General features: G+C 49.2%; 17 protein-coding genes and 1 tRNA gene. 10 read left to right on the plus strand and 8 right to left on the minus strand.

Annotated elements, in window-relative coordinates; genetic code table 11:
• Positions 1-44 precede the first annotated feature (44 nt).
• Positions 45-590: a 3-hydroxyacyl-[acyl-carrier-protein] dehydratase FabA gene (gene fabA / locus HNR75_RS07940; RefSeq protein WP_188026661.1), complete on the plus strand. Its 546-nt coding sequence runs from the start codon at positions 45-47 to the stop codon at positions 588-590.
• A 63-nt stretch (positions 591-653) separates the two neighbouring features.
• On the opposite strand, the gene rmf is transcribed toward fabA, so the two are convergent.
• The 4 genes from rmf to rlmKL all read right to left on the minus strand — a co-directional run bounded on the left by rmf (position 654) and on the right by rlmKL (position 6,758).
• The gene (rmf, locus tag HNR75_RS07945; protein ID WP_024870713.1) at positions 654-830 is read right to left on the minus strand and encodes a ribosome modulation factor; all 177 of its coding nucleotides are present in this window, start codon (positions 828-830) and stop codon (positions 654-656) included.
• Positions 831-980: 150 nt separating this feature from the next.
• On the minus strand, positions 981-2,699 hold the full coding sequence (locus HNR75_RS07950; protein ID WP_188026450.1) for a DUF3466 family protein: 1,719 nt from the start codon (positions 2,697-2,699) through the stop codon (positions 981-983).
• Between the two features lie 6 nt (positions 2,700-2,705).
• Positions 2,706-4,625 carry an ATP-binding cassette ATPase Uup gene (gene uup / locus HNR75_RS07955; protein ID WP_188026451.1) on the minus strand — a complete coding sequence of 640 codons (1,920 nt, stop codon included), beginning with the start codon at positions 4,623-4,625 and terminating at the stop codon, positions 2,706-2,708.
• Positions 4,626-4,628: 3 nt separating this feature from the next.
• Positions 4,629-6,758, minus strand: a complete 2,130-nt coding sequence (gene rlmKL / locus HNR75_RS07960; RefSeq protein WP_188026452.1) for a bifunctional 23S rRNA (guanine(2069)-N(7))-methyltransferase RlmK/23S rRNA (guanine(2445)-N(2))-methyltransferase RlmL — start codon at positions 6,756-6,758, stop codon at positions 4,629-4,631.
• A gap of 189 nt (positions 6,759-6,947) precedes the next feature.
• Between rlmKL and HNR75_RS07965 the strand changes: the two genes are divergently transcribed.
• The 3 genes from HNR75_RS07965 (at position 6,948) to HNR75_RS07975 (ending at position 8,332) form a co-directional block, all read left to right on the plus strand.
• Positions 6,948-7,024: transfer RNA gene (locus HNR75_RS07965), tRNA-Met, on the plus strand.
• A gap of 131 nt (positions 7,025-7,155) precedes the next feature.
• Entirely contained in the window at positions 7,156-7,539 is a 384-nt protein-coding gene (locus HNR75_RS07970; protein WP_188026453.1) for a YidH family protein, read from the plus strand.
• Positions 7,540-7,588: 49 nt separating this feature from the next.
• Positions 7,589-8,332, plus strand: a complete 744-nt coding sequence (locus HNR75_RS07975; protein WP_188026454.1) for an SPL family radical SAM protein — start codon at positions 7,589-7,591, stop codon at positions 8,330-8,332.
• 2 nt (positions 8,333-8,334) lie between these two features.
• Here the strand turns inward: HNR75_RS07975 and HNR75_RS07980 are convergent, their stop codons facing one another.
• Together HNR75_RS07980 and HNR75_RS07985 are read right to left on the minus strand one after the other, a co-directional pair.
• Complete coding sequence (locus HNR75_RS07980; RefSeq protein ID WP_188026455.1) at positions 8,335-9,216, minus strand: DUF1848 domain-containing protein; 882 nt, start codon at positions 9,214-9,216, stop codon at positions 8,335-8,337.
• 2 nt (positions 9,217-9,218) lie between these two features.
• Positions 9,219-9,680, minus strand: a complete 462-nt coding sequence (locus tag HNR75_RS07985) for a YccF domain-containing protein (protein WP_188026456.1) — start codon at positions 9,678-9,680, stop codon at positions 9,219-9,221.
• Between the two features lie 161 nt (positions 9,681-9,841).
• Here HNR75_RS07985 and HNR75_RS07990 point away from each other — a divergent pair, with 161 nt between their 5' ends.
• A complete protein-coding gene (locus tag HNR75_RS07990) occupies positions 9,842-10,471 on the plus strand; it encodes a YigZ family protein (protein WP_188026457.1) in 630 nt (209 codons plus the stop codon).
• A gap of 68 nt (positions 10,472-10,539) precedes the next feature.
• Complete coding sequence (gene rsuA / locus HNR75_RS07995; protein WP_188026458.1) at positions 10,540-11,235, plus strand: 16S rRNA pseudouridine(516) synthase RsuA; 696 nt, start codon at positions 10,540-10,542, stop codon at positions 11,233-11,235.
• Here the strand turns inward: rsuA and HNR75_RS08000 are convergent.
• Positions 11,232-12,116, minus strand: a complete 885-nt coding sequence (locus tag HNR75_RS08000; RefSeq protein ID WP_188026459.1) for a DMT family transporter — start codon at positions 12,114-12,116, stop codon at positions 11,232-11,234. The two genes, rsuA and HNR75_RS08000, sit on opposite strands and share 4 nt — an antisense overlap.
• A gap of 63 nt (positions 12,117-12,179) precedes the next feature.
• The gene (locus tag HNR75_RS08005; protein WP_246358835.1) at positions 12,180-13,319 is read right to left on the minus strand and encodes a PilT/PilU family type 4a pilus ATPase; all 1,140 of its coding nucleotides are present in this window, start codon (positions 13,317-13,319) and stop codon (positions 12,180-12,182) included.
• 199 nt (positions 13,320-13,518) lie between these two features.
• On the opposite strand from HNR75_RS08005, the gene HNR75_RS08010 reads away from it, so the two are divergent.
• From HNR75_RS08010 to hxpB, 4 genes are all read left to right on the plus strand, one after another.
• Positions 13,519-14,385 carry a fructosamine kinase family protein gene (locus HNR75_RS08010; RefSeq protein ID WP_188026461.1) on the plus strand — a complete coding sequence of 289 codons (867 nt, stop codon included), beginning with the start codon at positions 13,519-13,521 and terminating at the stop codon, positions 14,383-14,385.
• 71 nt (positions 14,386-14,456) lie between these two features.
• A complete protein-coding gene (locus HNR75_RS08015; protein WP_188026462.1) occupies positions 14,457-14,666 on the plus strand; it encodes a YaeP family protein in 210 nt (69 codons plus the stop codon).
• A gap of 43 nt (positions 14,667-14,709) precedes the next feature.
• Positions 14,710-16,068: an MATE family efflux transporter gene (locus tag HNR75_RS08020; RefSeq protein ID WP_188026463.1), complete on the plus strand. Its 1,359-nt coding sequence runs from the start codon at positions 14,710-14,712 to the stop codon at positions 16,066-16,068.
• Positions 16,069-16,200: 132 nt separating this feature from the next.
• Positions 16,201-16,851: a hexitol phosphatase HxpB gene (gene hxpB, locus HNR75_RS08025; protein WP_188026464.1), complete on the plus strand. Its 651-nt coding sequence runs from the start codon at positions 16,201-16,203 to the stop codon at positions 16,849-16,851.
• The last annotated feature ends 8 nt before the right edge of the window (positions 16,852-16,859 follow it).

Here is a 16,859-nt window from a genome sequence, read left to right on the forward strand (position 1 = left end):
AGTTCAAAATTGACTATAAGGATTTAATAAGCGTGTCAGCAGAAATGACCAATACTCCTAAAGTATCCCTGTGCGATCAGGGTCGTAACAGTTTCACCAAAGAAGACCTGCTGGCTTGCAGCCGTGGTGAGTTATTCGGTGAAGGCAACAGCCAGTTACCAGCACCTAACATGCTGATGATGGATCGCATTGCTAAAATTACTGACACTGACGGTGCTTTTGAGAAAGGCGAAATTATCGCTGAGCTGGATATCACTCCGGATCTGTGGTTCTTCGATTGTCACTTCCCTGGTGATCCGGTAATGCCTGGTTGTTTAGGTCTGGATGCAATGTGGCAGCTGGTTGGTTTCTTCCTTGGCTGGAAAGGTGGCCCGGGTAAAGGCCGTGCATTAGGCGTGGGTGAAGTTAAATTCACCGGTCAGATCCTGCCTGGCGCCAAGAAAGTGACTTATAAAATTCAGATGAAGCGCGTCATCATGCGTAAACTGATCATGGGTATCGCTGATGGTGTTGTTGAAGTCGATGGTCGTCCAATCTACTCTGCAACCGATCTGAAAGTGGGTCTGTTCCAGGATACATCATCCTTCTGATCTATCCGGAATCCCCCAATAAAAAGGCTCACAGTTGTGAGCCTTTTTATTCTGAATTCGTAATTAGTTAACCATATATCCCTGAGCACGCTCATCAACAGCGTCTCGCCAGCCACCCAGCCAATAGCCTCTTGCATCTATGCATTGATAAGGACAGAGCTCTTTAGAACGCCCAGCCAAACCAGCCTGGTACCCTTTAGTACGCGCTCTTTCTAAACGATCTCTTTTCTGTCTCTTCATACTTATTAATCCTCTTTTCCACAATGAAAAAAGACGACAGATTCTGTATCTCTGTCGTCTTAATTGATATCGGATTAAACCGTCGGGATCAATAGCAGATCGCTAGTTTTTTGCGCTGAAACCCAATTTCACCACGTTATCGTGACAATATCATGACCCTTTCTTTACAAAACGGCGATATTGCCCTAACAGCGCGGCACCAGCCATAGCAAATAAACCAAAGAAGCCAAAGCTGCCACCACCACTGCTGCTGTCACTGGCACCGTAGTCAAAGACCGGCAACTGGTTATCGATCACATAAGCAGATGGCACATCACCATTGGCATCAAATGCTGTTGAAGCAGACACTGCCAGTTTCACAACCACATTGGTACCATTGCTTAATGTAGACCAGTCATCATAGTTGTCAAAACGACGCGCTGATGCCAGAACAGTACCGTCATCGAGGATGTCGTTAGCATATTCGATGTAATAGTATTTGCCGCCCTGCGCACATGACGTTGTACTGCTACAAATCAGATCATTGATAGCATAACGGCTACCCGTTTTGATGTTATACAGGAACGCTTCCTGCAGACGCGGTACAGAGCCATAAACTGGCTGAGTAGTCACACTGCGTTCATCCGTCCAGCCGACAACCTGGTTGCTATTGTTCAATGCCGCAGCTTCGGAGTTAACGCCATCCGTTGATACAGGAATCGAGGTAGAGGTAATTGCCTGTGAACCTGCGTCGTATTTGGCAACAAACATCTGTGTCGGGTAATTACGGCTAACCAGTTTGCGGTAGACGCGGTTACCAACGATATAACCATCCGAGTTGATGTCTACTGCCCAGCTATTATCAATATCAATATCTTCGTCAGTACCAGGGTTATCGCTGGAACTGACGAAAATCGCTTTAGAGCCCAAAGCAGCAGGTAACGCGCCATCACTCAATGTTCCCAGATTCCAGAAAGTTGCCAGATTTTTCGGTTTGGAGTTGTCCCCTTCTGTCGCTGAATAACCCACAGCAACATACTTGCCATCCACATAGGCCACTTTCATGGCACTGGCGGTGTAAGGATAATCGGTCGTTTCCGATGTATCGTAGGATGTCGCGAGCTGTTTCGTCTTAACGCCAGCCGAGTTAACCAGCCAGAACGCAGCCTGCGTTTCATAACCAGGGCAATATTTACTGTTACTTTCAATGCTGGAGTTACTGTAGCAGTTCGTATATGCCGTACTCTTTTTGTTCCCGGCAGAGCCCAACACCAGATAATCGGTACCGACCGGAATAATGTCATAGGCAGAAGCAAAGGCATAATCCGTCCCGGTAGTGACATCCACTGAAGTATCAGCAATGGTTGCTACCGCCTTTCGCTTATGCTCAGAAAGAGAGACATAACCTACGGAGGTCACTTCACTATCATCACGACCATAGCGGGTAACGATACCTTCCGATTCAGCGACGACATTAGCAGAGATTGCATCTGAATCGACACCACTGGCAATCACGTTATACGTTTGATCAGCATTACTACTGCTTAAATCAGCGAACCATTGTGCGGCATAATTCGAGTTATCCAGATACGCATCACATGCAGCAGAACTAAGAGGTATATCGGTACAAGCTGTTTCATAACGGAACCGGTGAGCCAGATCCATACCTGACGGCGCCATCCGGAAATAGGAATACCAGTTGCTTTTTACCGCCAGCGCACTGACAGTGGAACCATCTCCGGAGATACTTAAGGCCCACGGACCAAATTTGGCATCGCCCCGGGCAGAAGAAGTGGCAACCTCGGTAATGGTATAAAAAGGATCCTGTGCAGCGGAAACTGCACCAGCCAGCAACAAAGGTAGCAAAGCTGCAATTCGGCTTATTTTCATCAGACTTTATTCCTCGTTCTTCATCGCTTCCAGCTCTTCCCAGCGGGCAAAAGCCTGTTCTAAATTCGATTCAGCTTGTTGCAGGGCATCTAATGTTGACTGGGTGCTCTCTAGCGGCAAACTGAAAAAATCAGGTTGATTAACCTGTGCCTGTAACTCGTTAATTTCAGTCTCTAATTGTTCCAGCCGGGCCGGTAATCCGTCCAGCTCTAACTGTAATTTATACGAAAGTTTACGATTTTTTTTCGCAGCCGACGGCGTTTCATTTTTAACGACGGTTTCCGCACTGGCTTTTATCGCCGGAGCGGTACTGGCGAGCTGAGCCTGCCGCTGCTGGCGCTGACTCATTAAATCAGCATAGCCACCGACATAAGGCGTGATCTGGCCATCCCCTTCGAATAACCAGCTGTGTGTCACCGTATTATCAATGAAACGACGATCATGGCTGACCAGCAGCAATGTTCCCTGATAATCCGCCAGTAACTCTTCCAGCAATTCCAGTGTTTCAATATCCAGATCGTTGGTCGGTTCGTCGAGGATCAGCAGATTACAGGGCCTCAGGAATAGTTTAGCCAGCAACAGACGATTTTTCTCGCCACCGGAAAGTGCTTTGACCGGCGTCATGGCGCGTTTCGGTTCAAACAGGAAATCCTGCAGATAGCCCAGCACATGACGACGGCGACCGGCAAAGTCGATTTCCTGACGACCATCCGCAACGTTATCGATCACCGTCTTTTCCAGATCCAGCTGTTGACGATACTGGTCAAAATAGGCCACTTCCAGCTTGGTACCGCAATGCAGATGACCGCTATCCGGCTGTAAATCACCCAGCAATAACTTGATCAGCGTCGTTTTACCGCAGCCATTCGGACCGATCAGGGCAATTTTATCACCACGCATCACACGGAAATCAAAATTACGAATCAATGGCTTGCCATCAATGCTGTAACTGACACCCTCGCCTTCAAAAATGATCTTGCCGGAGCGTACTGCCTCGTCCAGCTGGATTTTTGATGTGCCAACCTTCTCGCGACGATCGGCACGTTCCATACGCAACGCTTTCAGCGCGCGAACACGCCCTTCGTTACGGGTACGGCGCGCCTTGATACCCTGACGGATCCAGACTTCTTCCTGCGCGAGCTTTTTATCAAACTCGGCATTCTTCAGGGCTTCGACCCGCAACCACTCTTCTTTACCGTCCAGATAAGCATCGTAGTTGCCAGACCAGGAGGTCAGAATACCGCGATCCAGATCGATAATGCGGGTAGCCATTCGCTGAATAAATTCACGGTCATGGCTGATGAATACAATCGCGCCTCTGAACTGGCGCAGGAAATCTTCCAGCCAGGCAATCGAGTCGATATCCAGGTGGTTGGTAGGCTCGTCGAGCAGCAGCAAATCGGGATCGTTCACCAGCGCACGGGCTAACGCGACTTTACGCAGCCAGCCACCGGAGAGATTCGACAGCGCGGTATCCGGCGACAGCGACAGCATGCTGAGGATCTGGTTGATCTTGGTTTCATACTGCCAGCCTTGCTGCAGATCGAGCTGTTCCTGTAACTCGCTCATCCGCTTCATGACGCGCTCATCATGCGCTTCAGCCAGCAGAGCAGACTGGTGATGATAATCAGACAGCAATTTACCGAGTGATGCCACACCATCGGCGACGTAATCAAATACGGTGGCGGATTCGGTTTGTGGCGGATCCTGCTCCAGACGGGCAATTTTCAGATCTTGCAGATGAGTAACAGAGCCATCATCCAGCTGGATTTCTTTATTAATCACTTTCATCAGCGTTGATTTGCCGGCACCGTTGCGGCCGACGAGACAGAGGCGTTCGCCTTCCTCGATATGTAAATCGACGTGATCCAGCAAAGGGGCTGCACTGTATGACAGATACCCCTGTTGAATAGAAAAAATAGCCATTTCTTATGCTTGTCCGTGTTCTGTAGCTGCGTGACGGATCAGCCAGCAGTTGTGGATCTGCGGGTTACGCGCGAAATCTTTCGGTAAGGTTTTGGCACTGATATTCTCGGCCACCAGCCCTAACGCCTCCAGTCCGGCAAAGTCCATCTTGAAATGTCGTTTGTTGTTCGAGAACACGATCAGGCCATCCGGATTCAGAATATTTTTCAGCATCATCATCACATCAATATGATCACGCTGTACGTCAAATGTATCGTCCATCCGCTTGGAGTTGGAGAACGTTGGCGGATCAATAAAGATCAGATCAAAAGTCTGCTCACAATGGCGTAGCCAGTCGAGACAATCCGCCTGTTCAAATTTGTGCTGCCAGCCAGTCAGACCGTTATGCCGCATGTTGTCGCGTGCCCAGTTCAGATAGGTACGTGACATATCCACGGTCGTGGTAGTACGCGCCCCGCCGAGCCCGGCGTGAACTGAAGCAGTACCGGTATAAGAGAACAGGTTGAGGAAGTCCTTACCTTTCGCCATTTGACCTAACATGCGACGGGTATAACGGTGATCCAGGAACAGGCCGGTATCGAGATAATCCCGCAGGTTGACCAGAAACTTCGCGTTGTACTCTTTGACTTCGAGCAACTGCCCTTCAGCATTCAGTTTCTGATATTGCGATTCACCTTTCTGACGCTCACGCACTTTCAGAATGACGTTTTTACCCGGTACGCCGGTGACTTCGATGGTGGCTTGCATCAGATCCAGCAAACGCTGACGAGCCACATGTTCCGGAATGGTTTTCGGCGGCGCATATTCCTGAATGACCAGATACTCGCTATAACGATCGATCGCGACGTTGTAATCCGGCAGATCGGCATCATACAAACGGTAGGCGTCGATACCTTCCTGTTTGGCCCATTTATCCAGCGCCTTGATGTTTTTCTTCAGACGGTTGGCAAAATCTTCCGCCACCATTTTCTGTGAAGCAACAGAGTTTTCCGCAATCTGGTAGTTGCGCAACTGACATTCCAGCGCGCCGTTAAACAGGCGGTATTGCTTTTCTGCGCGCAGACGCAGACAGCTCAGCAGTTCAGGAGATGCTGACAATATCGTGACTTTCCAGCCCTGGAATTGGGTACGCAGTGCATTACCCAGGCTCTGATAAAGTTTCAGCAATTCAGGGAATTCGCCCAGACGCTCACCGTATGGCGGGTTACTGATCAGGAAGCCTTTGCTGCCCGGCCACGGGTTATTCAGCTTCATCGCGTCGGCTTGTTCAAAACGGATCAGATCACCAACACCGGCCCGGTTGGCGTTCGTTTTCGCGCGTTGCAACACGCGGTTATCAATATCGAAGCCGACAAAACGATCCGGTTGTTGTAATGCTTCTTTATGGCCGCGCTTCGCCCGCACGGAGGCTTCAGCAAACAACGGCTGCCAGATTTCCGGCTGATGTTGCAACCATTTTTCAAAACCAAAGCGGCTGCGCAATAACCCTGGGGCCATGTCGCACGCCTGCATGGCAGCTTCGATCAGCAAAGTACCGGAACCACACATCGGGTCCAGCAATGGTTCATTCTGCCAGCCACTACGCGCCAGCACGGCAGCCGCCAGATTCTCTTTCAGTGGTGCTTCGCCGGTTTCATCACGGTAGCCACGCTGGTGCAGCGCCGGGCCGGATAAATCCAGAGAGACGCTGACCGTCTCTTTTTTCCAATGAACCAGCACACGGGCATCAGGGATTTTCTTGTCAACGGACGGACGAATACCGGAGCGCTTGGTGAAGCGATCCACAATGGCATCTTTGACCTTTAAGGCACCATACTGGGTATTGTTGATGGCTTTTGACGTACCGGAGAAATCGACCGCAAAGGATTGATCGACAGAGAAATGCGTTTCCCACGGCACATTGAAACAGCCAAGATAGAGATCCAGATCGGTATCAGCGCGGAAGGAAGTCAGCGCCAGCGCGATACGGGACGCATAACGACTCCACAAACATGCCCGGTACGCCACTTCCAGTTCACCACTGAATGCGACACCTGCGACGGTTTCTTTTACGTCGGATGCGCCCAGTTGGGTTAATTCAGCAGCCAGTATAGATTCTAACCCTTTCGGGCATGTTGCAAAAAAGTCAGCCATTCGTCTCTAATTCATTGGAACAAATAAACGCGTATTATAGCCGTGAATTGCTAAAACAGATATGAATTGCAGGTAAGTTACTGATTGCTGAAATTTAACGCGAATTGCCAACTTATTGAGCAATTGACTAATAATCGGAAAATACCGCTTGCCATCCGTGATCATGATCACTAATATGCGCTCCATTGACGCGGGATGGAGCAGCTTGGTAGCTCGTCGGGCTCATAACCCGAAGGTCGTAGGTTCAAATCCTGCTCCCGCAACCAAATTTAAAAGGCCACTCAGACGAGTGGCCTTTTTCGTTTGCGCTTCCCGTACAAACCTCTGTATGACTGCTGATTTCCGCTATCCTTAATGAAGAAAAACGATGCTTTGACTCATTCAGGACACCATCTTTATGCCCATATCCGAATCTGATCCTCGTGTATTTTTTGCTGCCGAGCGTACCCTGCTGGCATGGTTACGCACAGGACTCACCATTATTGCTCTTGGTTTTGTTGTATCCCGCTTTGGATTATTTATTCAATTGTTTGAAACTCAATTACAAAGCACCCCGGCAGTATCACATACGTCTTTATCCGCCTTCATGGGTATCCTTTTTGTTCTCACCGGTTCGTTGACCATCATTGTGGCCGCCATTCAGCACTACCGGTATATCTCTCTGTTACCTCAGGCCGATCTGCCCCCCAGATATTCCAAATCGTTTGTCGTCTTTTTATCGTTTCTGCTTGGAATACTCGGGATAGGCCTTGCCGGCTATCTGCTACTGAGTCAGCCCTGAGTCATGAGATCACAGCCTTCATATACTTTTTCCTGAGGGTAAATAATGTATGAACGTAAACGAGATTCAATCAAAGTCGATTCTTTCTGCATCTAAAGTGTATGACTATGTGATTAATCCTTATGTGGGATGCCAGCATGGTTGCTCATATTGTTACGCGCGATATATGAAACGGTTTACCGGACATAAAGAACCCTGGGGCGAATTTGTTGATGTAAAAGTTAATGCTCCCGAGCTATTACAAAAGGAAATCATCAGAAAAAAGAAAGCCCAGGTATGGATCAGCGGAGTATGCGACCCCTATCAACCGCTGGAAGCAAAATATGAGTTAACCAGAAAATGTTTACAGATATTGGCTCAGAATGATTGGCCCGTTGTCATTCAGACGCGTTCGCCGCTGGTGCTCCGCGATATCGATATTATTAAACAGGCAAAACACTTCGAAGTCGGGTTTTCCGTCACAACTGCGGACGATGAGATCAGGAAACTGTTTGAACCACATGCACCTTCAATAATGGATCGCTTAAACGCGCTATCCGAGTTGCATCAGTCCGGTATCAGAACTTATGCAATGATTGCCCCTATCCTTCCGGGCGCAGAATATTTGGTAGAAAAGCTCGAAGGGATCGTGGATTACATCTATGTTGATCGCATGAATTACAATTATGCGGATTTCATTTACAAAAAGTACCATCTGGAAGATAAACGCTCTGATGAATACTTTGAATTTGCGGGTCAGGAAATTATGTATCAATGCAAACAGCGGGGCATCGCGTGTCAGGTATTCTTCTGAATTCAGCTCTGCAAGAATGGGCTGGCCGGATCATGCTGTTTATAATTTCTGACCGCCTGCTGATGATTGTAGGTTGCATAGCAATACTGGCAGCCATGCACACAGGTGTTATACGCGCCGATATCAACGCTGTGCGCACATAAACATTCTGCGCGCTGATTTTTATCTTTCTTCAATGACAAATTCAGATGAAATAGTTTTTCTATCAATGCCGCATCAATACAGGCGCCATGAGGAATATCCTGTTCCGGAATGACCGCTTTTTCTGAACAGGTCCTGATCTCCATTCCATTTGCCGCGGCAATCATCATAAACGCTTCCGATACGCGCAAATAATCAGCCTCATTTTGCATAATATCACGCGAATTTAACTCGCTGATGCGCAGCAGATTTCTTTCCGTTTTCTTATAAAAATCGGCAAAACTGATAACAACCCGTTCTGTATATCCGGCTAATAAACCGGCAATTTTCGAGAATAGCCGGATGTGTTCCCCGACCGGCAACAGATCACATAACAACACCGGATCATATCGCCAGATCACTTTCTCCCTGCCAATCTGTTGCGACAACTGAATAAAATGATCGATCGCTTTTAATGGATGCAGGGTTGCCGTTTCCAATGTCCGGGGATAACCGGTGATCGTGTACTGAAAATAATAATGGTAACCCATGTCATCCAGTAATTTCAGATCGGATTGCAAAGGTGCGCTGTTGCGGGTCCAGAATACGATGACATCAACGTCTTCAGGCCGTAATGAAATCTGCCTGGTTTGATGATAATTAAATGGATTCCGCGTCATCACAAATCCGGCTTTTATCCGGTTCATAAACCAGGTGGAATAAAAAGCCGGAATATCAGTCCGTCGGCTGACGCTGATGATCATATTTATCGCTGTGAACGGCGCTTATTCAGTTCTGCTGCCGCACTCTGACCACGGACGGCTTCCGCTAATTCTTTCGGCACGATAGTCATACCGATCGGTGCCAGCGCAATACCTGCCAGTTTCAGATGCTGAATGGCAAACGGAATACCGATGATGGTGACAAAACAGGCGATGGCAGAACAAATGTGCCCGAATGCCAGCCAGATCCCGGCAAACAAAAACCAGATCACATTACCAATCAGACCGAACGGCCCGGTACCAATATCTTCTTGCAGATAAAGATCTTTACGGCTGACCGCTTCTTTCCCGAACGGGAAAAAAGAAAACTGACCAATGACAAAACAGGCTTTTGCCCATGGAATACCCACAATGGTAATTAATGCCAGTAAACCAGCCAGCCACCAGCCCAATCCCATCAGTACGCCACCAAAAACAAACCAGATAATATTGCCCAGTAAGCGCATCGTTCTCTCCCGTTGTTTACAAAGCGTTATCAGGTTATCCGTATTTCCTGAAAAACAGCTTAAGTGCATCAATAATCATTTTTACTCAAGATCCAGCGTAAATGAAATTCAACGCAAATTCATGACATAATGCATTGATTCAACCATCTCGAACGCCGTCCATGTCTGCTTCTTATAACATTCCTGCCGCTGAAAACCAGTTCGAATTCGAAATCAAACGCAGTCAGTTCATTAGTTATGCCGCGCAGGCCAGTAATCGCCAGGCTGCAGACACCTTTATTCGCTCAATCCGGGATATGCACCCACAGGCCCGTCATGTCTGCTGGGCTTATATTGCCGGTGCACCCAATACGACCGAAATGTCGATGAGTGATGATGGCGAACCCAGCGGTACCGCCGGACGCCCGATGCTCAAAATTCTGCAGCACAGCGGCCTCGGCGAAATCGTTGTGGCAGTGGTCAGATATTATGGCGGTATCAAACTGGGTACCGGCGGACTGCAGCGGGCATACTCCGATGCGGTCAGTGGTGTACTGGATAATTTATCTGTAAAACTGAAAGTGCCGCGGACAAAAATAGCACTGCGCTATGACTACGCGCTGGAATCGCCGGTGCGGCACGTACTGAGCCGTTACGATACAGCAGAGGAAGAGCAGAGTTATGATCTGCAGGTTGCAATGACGTTACAACTGGCCACGGCACAGCTGGCTGCCTTTAGAACCGAACTGACCAACCATTGCGCCGGAGCTGTAGAAATCATGACCGTAAACACAGAAGAAAATCTGACTTAATGGCAGACAAGATTCAAAAGCCATACACTACCCGGCAATCAATACTCTCTGTTACAGACTGACAAATCATGCGATTAGATAAACATCTTCATCAATGTCTTGGTATTTCCCGTTCTCAGGCATCTCAGTTACTGAAAACCGGCCGTATCAGCGTCAACAATCTGATCATCAAAAGTGGCGCGCACCATGTAACAGAGCAAGATCTCATTCTGCTGGATGGTGAACCACTGGATACCCCCGGCGAAAAACATTATTACTTTATGCTGCATAAGCCACAGGGGTATGTATGTGCTAACGGTGATGCCAGCCATCCGGGTATTGCACGGCTGTTTGATTTGCCTGGTGCCAGTGAATTGCATGCTGCCGGCCGGCTTGATGTCGATACTACCGGGCTGGTGCTTGTTACCAATGATGGACAGTGGTCTCACCGCGTCACCTCCCCCCGGAAACAATGCGATAAAACCTACCGCGTATGGCTGGCCGAACCACTCTCCCCAGAAACAGAAGAAGTATTCGCTAACGGTATTTTACTACGCAGTGAAACCCAGGTGACACGACCGGCGCAACTGGAAATCATTACCCCGCAGGAAGTGTTACTGACCATCCATGAAGGAAAATATCATCAGGTCAAGCGCATGTTCGCGGCCGTCGGCAATCATGTGGAACGGTTACACCGTGAACGCATTGGTGAACTGGTGCTGGATCCGGCTGTCCCGGAAGGCAGTTACCGGGAGCTGACCCCTGAAGAGATTGCTCTCTTCTAGCGGGCCAGTACCAGCGCCGTTCCGGTCACGACTAATACAGCCCCCAGCCATGAGCCGGCGCCGGGTCTCTGCCGGGTAAAAATCCAGAGGATCGGCAACAGCATCACCGGTGAAGTGGATGACATAATGGCCACTAATGTCACGTTGCCATGCTTCAGGGCAAACAAGAAGATCGTCATCCCGAGCACCATCGCCAGCAGACCATTCAGTGTGATGATACCCAGAATCCGCAAATTGATCGGTGATATGGCTTTGCTGAACGGCACTTGTGTCAGCCTCAGCGCGGCATGTGCAGCAAAAGCAACCAGCATCCGGATACATGACGCGGCAATGGGATCTGCCCCGGCCATCATCACCGGTTTGGCAATAATAGTACCCAGCGACTGACACAATGCCGCCATGAGTCCCAAACACAGGCTCAGCCACAAGGCACCATGGCTATATTCGAGTTTTTGTGTTTGAGAACCACTAAAAGCGACCGCAATCAAAACGCCGGCAAATACCAGCGCAGCCCCACTCCAGCCTTGCAAAGAGAGCTGTTCCTGAAACAACCAGATACCGAATAGGGCCGAGAATGCCGCATGCGTAGCGAAAAGCAGACTGGATCGGCGGGGACCAATACGGTTCATGCAGGCATACAGACAGGTATCGCCGATAAAAATACCGATCAATCCGGAACTGGCCATCATTCCCACCTGAGTCAGGGATAGAGAATAAAAACCACCACTGACCAGCCCCATCACGCCCAGCATCAGACTGACACAGGCCATTCGCCAGCGACTGAACGCAAACGTACCCAGATGTCTTGCCGGAACAACAGATAACAGACTGGCACAGGCCCATAAAAAAGCTGACACTAGGGCCAGCCATTCCAGAGACATAACAACCTCAAGACAACACGGCAGATCGGCCAGATCCGACCTGCCTCAGAAAAGAGTTACCGATCAGAGAAGACCCGGTTCATCACGTTTCAGCGGATCCAGTTCCCAACTCAAAGCCGGACCTTTAATTTCCACCTTGCCGTTCTCATCATGTAATTTGATCTTCAGCTTCAGGTTATTGACGGAGTCTGCGTTACGCAACGCTTCATCTTCATCAATCACCCCTTCGCAATAAAGCTCAAACAGACACTGGTCAAATGTTTTCATGCCCAGGTTGACCGATTTTTCCATAATATCTTTGATATTGGAGAAATCGCCGCGACGGATCATATCCTGAATCGTTGCCGTTCCTAACAGCACTTCGACGGCTGCACGGCGTTTGCCGTCCACGGTTTTTACCAGACGCTGGGAAACGAAAGCCTTCAGGTTATTACCCAAATCGTTCATTAACTGCGGATGACGCTCTTCCGGGAAGAAGTTGATAATACGGTCCAGTGCCTGGTTCGCATTGTTGGCGTGTAGTGTCGAGATCGCCAGGTGACCTGTTTCGGCAAATGCCAGGGCGTGTTCCATCGTTTCACGATCGCGGATCTCCCCGATCAGAATAACGTCCGGCGCCTGACGGAGTGTATTTTTCAGTGCCGCATGAAAACTGCGGGTATCCACACCGACTTCACGCTGGTTGATGATGCTTTTCTTGTGCGGATGAATATATTCAATAGGGTCTTCAATGGTGATGATGTGCCCGCTGGTGTTTTTATTGCGGTGATCGATCAGTGCCGCCAGCGACGTTGACTTACCAGAACCGGTCCCGCCGACAAACAGCACCAGACCGCGTTTTTGCATAATGACATCCAGCAGCACCGGCGGCAGCTTCAACTCTTCAAACGTCGGAATATCCAGTTTGATGTTACGGGCGACAATCGAGATTTCATTACGCTGGCGGAAAATATTGACACGGAAGCGGCCAACCCGGGGTAAAGAAAGCGCCAGGTTCATCTCCAGCTCTTTTTCAAACGCGATTTTTTGTTCTGCATCCATGACTTCGTCGGCAATCGCCGCCACTTCGCCCGGCTTCATCGGAAGTTCCTGGATCGGTGTCAGTACACCATTAAATTTGATACTGGGTATTGCTCCTGTAGAAAGATATAAGTCTGAGCCATTTTCATAGGCCAGCTTAATCAGCATATCCAGAAACTCCATCGATTCGACAACAGGCATGTCACGTCTCCCTAGCGTGCTTATGTTTTATATGGCGTGTATTTTGCCGGTTTATTTCCGTCATGTACCAGAAATATATAGAAAAATTTACACAAGTCGCATCTGTGACCAAAGATATCCGCCTAATCCAGCAACCTGCTCTATACTTTAAGCAGCGTGTGGACTGAGTCTGGAGGTTTATATGTGGCAATCCATTACAAAACAGATCTCCGAATGTATGGATACACCGTTTACTATCGAGAAACGTCAGTTGTTGCTGCATAACGAAGACTCGAATTATTACCGGATAACCGATCAAACCCGGGATATCTCTTTTGTCATACGGATCACGCCCAAATCCCTGTCCACCAAATTTGATATTGTAACCCGTAACCAGGCCCTTATGGCTGACTGGCTGACCTCCCCTAAAATTATTTTATACGGTTCAACTTCGGATCAATGCTTTGTTGTTTTCCAGCCGTTTGAGGTAAAAGACGCCCAGCCCACTTCGGATGAATGGTATGACTTAGGCAAACGCTTTGCCGGCATGCACAAAAATTGTCAGCAAGGTATGTATGGCTGGGAAGAAGATACCTATATATTCCAGCAAATTCAGCCTAATCGCTGGCAAAAAAACTGGGCCTCGTTCTTTTCTGAGCAGCGGATTGGCTGGCAGTTGCAGTTACATGAGGAAAAGGGAAAACACCTGATCAATATTTCAGATATGACCAGCGTGATACACCGTCTTCTGCATCATCATCATCCTGAGCCCTGTATGCTGCACGGGCAATTATTACCAGACAACATACTGACCACTGATGATGGTCTTTTCCTGCCCGATAACGCCTGCTACTGCGGGGATCGGGAACTGGATCTGGCCTGGCTGGCAGCCTTCTCGCCCGACCAAACCGATTTTATGCGCGGCTACCAGGAGGTCTGGCCACTACCCCACGGGCACGATGTCCGGCAGGTCATCTATACGTTATATCCGTTACTGGTGCAGTTACATAATGATCCTGTGGTGGAAACCCGGGTGCAGCATCAGATTGCGCTAATTTTAGCCATTTGAGAGAGATAAACTGGCGGGTTAAGCCACTTATGGCTATAGTGTCGGCGGTTTAAAATAACAGAGACTGACCGATGAAACACCTCGCCTACTGCGAAAAAATCAGGGAGGTTTACAGTCAAATCGGGAGCGGTGATCAGGGCTATATGCCAAATGCTATCGGTGTTGTGTTAACCACACTGGATCAAATTGCCGCCAATCCGGATCTGCCTGAAGACGTTCGTAACAGAGCAGCGTTTGCTGCAGCCAATCTGCTAATCAGTGATTACTCCGAAGACGCCTGATATTCAGGCGTCTTTATTTTCTTACACGTATAAAGGTCATGTTGTGATTCAGTATCAACAGGAGATCCGCCGCCTGGTCCGGCTGGCATTCCCTATTCTTCTGGCGCAAGTCGCCCAAACAGCGATGACGCTGGTGGATACCATTATGGCTGGCCGGTACAGCGCTATCGACCTGGCCGCTATCTCCGTTGCCAGCAGCTTCTGGCTGCCCATCGTATTAACCAGTCAGGGCATCATCATGGCGCTGACGCCGATCGTTGCGCAACTCAACGGAGCCCAGAAAAAAGACAAAATACCCAATGCGGTGGCACAGGGGTTGTGGCTGACCTTACTGGTATTGATTCCTGCCGGACTACTGCTGTATTTCAGTCCGTTGTTACTTCACTGGATGGATGTTTCCAGCGTGATGGCGGATAAAACCACCCGCTATCTGCATGCCATGCTGCTGGGGCTGCCAGCCTATCTTTATTATCAGGTATTACGGAATTACGCCGAGGGGCTGTCGCACACCATACCCGGCATGTGCATCGCTTTTGCCGGTCTGCTGCTCAACATTCCGCTTAACTATCTGCTGATCTACGGTGTCTGGGGATTACCTGAATTAGGTGGTGTCGGCTGCGGCTTTGCATCCGCCGCTGCCATGTGGTTCATGGCCATCGTCATCACAGTATATGTACTGAAATCACCGGCTTACCAGGAATACCGCCTGTTCCGTCAATACATCGGCTGGCAATGGAGCAGCATGGCTCGCATCTTCAAACTTGGTGCGCCCATTGCAATGGCACTGTTTTGTGAGGTGACCCTGTTTACCGTGGTTGCCTTGCTGCTGGCACCGCTCGGCCCGGAAATTGTTGCCAGCCATCAGGTTGCGTTGAACTATTCTTCACTGATTTTCATGCTGCCTTTGTCTCTGGGATACGCCATTACTATCCGGGTTGGACACTCGATGGGAGAAGAACAGCCAGCGCAGGCCCGCGTTGCAGTATTCAGTGGTCTGATGGTGGGCTTATCAATCACCGTCATCACCGCGACTTCCACCATTTTGCTCCGGCACTGGATAGCCACACAATACACCAGCGAACCTTCCGTGATCACATTAGCCGCCCACCTGATCATCTTTGCGGCAGTTTATCAGTTCTCTGATACCGTGCAGGCCATATCATCCGGCGCTTTGCGTGGATTCAAGGATACCCGAATCATCTTCCTGATCACTCTGTTCGCATATTGGCTGATCGGCATTCCAACCGGCGTCCTGCTGGGATTAACGGACTGGGTCACGCCGCGGATGGGACCTCAGGGTTTCTGGATCGGCATCATTCTTGGTCTGACGACCGCGGCAGCTCTGCTGGCCTTCCGCTTACGGACCACCTTACGGAAAACACTTAGCCAGCAGATTAGCTAGTCAGAATGCGAGCAGATGAAATGGGACACAGTTCACTGTTCGCACCCATGAAACCGGTTTCATCTTTACAGTCGACATGAATACCCATACCTTTCGTAAAGTCATTATTCCTTAATATTCAGAGACGCCCAGATGCAGAAAAAAGCCGTAATTTTCGATATGGATGGTGTATTGATCGACTCAGAACCTTTCTGGCAACAAGCCCAGATTGAAGTATTAAAAGATCTGGGTATCGAGATCACGCCTAAAGAATGTGAAGAAACCATGGGACTGCGTATTGATGCGCTGGTCGCTCACTGGTATGCCAAATATCGTTGGGAAGGTCCGGGTATTGAGGAAACGGCTAGCACCATTGTCGGCCGGGTAGCCAGTAATGTGATGCTTTCAGGCGTGGCAAAAGAAGGGGTTCGGGATGCACTGAAAGTAGTGTCCGACCAGGGGTTTGCCATCGGTCTGGCCACGTCCTCCCCCATGGAGCTCGTTCATGCCGTTCTGGCTCGTCTGGAAATCAGCCATTATTTTTCTATATGTCATTCCGCCGAGTTCGAAGAGTATGGCAAACCACACCCTGCGGTTTATCTGCAGACCGCGGTTCAGATGGGTGTTCATCCGAAAGAATGCATCGCAATCGAGGACAGCTTCAATGGGCTACTGGCTGCCAAAGCCGCAACCATGAAGGCGATTGTGATACCAGAATCTGTTCATGCCGCTAACCCGCGTTTCTCTATTGCGGATATCTGTTTATCCAGTCTGAAAGAGCTGACAACAGATCATCTGGGCTGAAAAAAACA

Origin of the sequence: Tolumonas osonensis (assembly GCF_014202415.1) — a bacterium.
In the GTDB taxonomy this organism is placed as follows: domain Bacteria; phylum Pseudomonadota; class Gammaproteobacteria; order Enterobacterales; family Aeromonadaceae; genus Tolumonas; species Tolumonas osonensis.

Bases quoted from the DNA above. Each gene is read 5' to 3' on its own strand.
- HNR75_RS07975 (WP_188026454.1), top strand. From the start codon at position 7,589: ATGAACGTAAACGAGATTCAATCAAAGTCGATTCTTTCTGCATCTAAA.
- HNR75_RS08015 (WP_188026462.1), top strand. From the start codon at position 14,457: ATGAAACACCTCGCCTACTGCGAAAAAATCAGGGAGGTTTACAGTCAA.
- hxpB (WP_188026464.1), top strand. From the start codon at position 16,201: ATGCAGAAAAAAGCCGTAATTTTCGATATGGATGGTGTATTGATCGAC.
- HNR75_RS07990 (WP_188026457.1), top strand. From the start codon at position 9,842: ATGTCTGCTTCTTATAACATTCCTGCCGCTGAAAACCAGTTCGAATTC.
- HNR75_RS08005 (WP_246358835.1), bottom strand. From the start codon at position 13,319: ATGGAGTTTCTGGATATGCTGATTAAGCTGGCCTATGAAAATGGCTCA.
- rsuA (WP_188026458.1), top strand. From the start codon at position 10,540: ATGCGATTAGATAAACATCTTCATCAATGTCTTGGTATTTCCCGTTCT.
- HNR75_RS08010 (WP_188026461.1), top strand. From the start codon at position 13,519: ATGTGGCAATCCATTACAAAACAGATCTCCGAATGTATGGATACACCG.
- HNR75_RS07980 (WP_188026455.1), bottom strand. From the start codon at position 9,216: ATGATCATCAGCGTCAGCCGACGGACTGATATTCCGGCTTTTTATTCC.
- HNR75_RS07985 (WP_188026456.1), bottom strand. From the start codon at position 9,680: ATGCGCTTACTGGGCAATATTATCTGGTTTGTTTTTGGTGGCGTACTG.
- uup (WP_188026451.1), bottom strand. From the start codon at position 4,625: ATGGCTATTTTTTCTATTCAACAGGGGTATCTGTCATACAGTGCAGCC.
- rlmKL (WP_188026452.1), bottom strand. From the start codon at position 6,758: ATGGCTGACTTTTTTGCAACATGCCCGAAAGGGTTAGAATCTATACTG.
- HNR75_RS08000 (WP_188026459.1), bottom strand. From the start codon at position 12,116: ATGTCTCTGGAATGGCTGGCCCTAGTGTCAGCTTTTTTATGGGCCTGT.
- fabA (WP_188026661.1), top strand. From the start codon at position 45: ATGACCAATACTCCTAAAGTATCCCTGTGCGATCAGGGTCGTAACAGT.
- HNR75_RS07950 (WP_188026450.1), bottom strand. From the start codon at position 2,699: ATGAAAATAAGCCGAATTGCAGCTTTGCTACCTTTGTTGCTGGCTGGT.
- HNR75_RS07970 (WP_188026453.1), top strand. From the start codon at position 7,156: ATGCCCATATCCGAATCTGATCCTCGTGTATTTTTTGCTGCCGAGCGT.
- rmf (WP_024870713.1), bottom strand. From the start codon at position 830: ATGAAGAGACAGAAAAGAGATCGTTTAGAAAGAGCGCGTACTAAAGGG.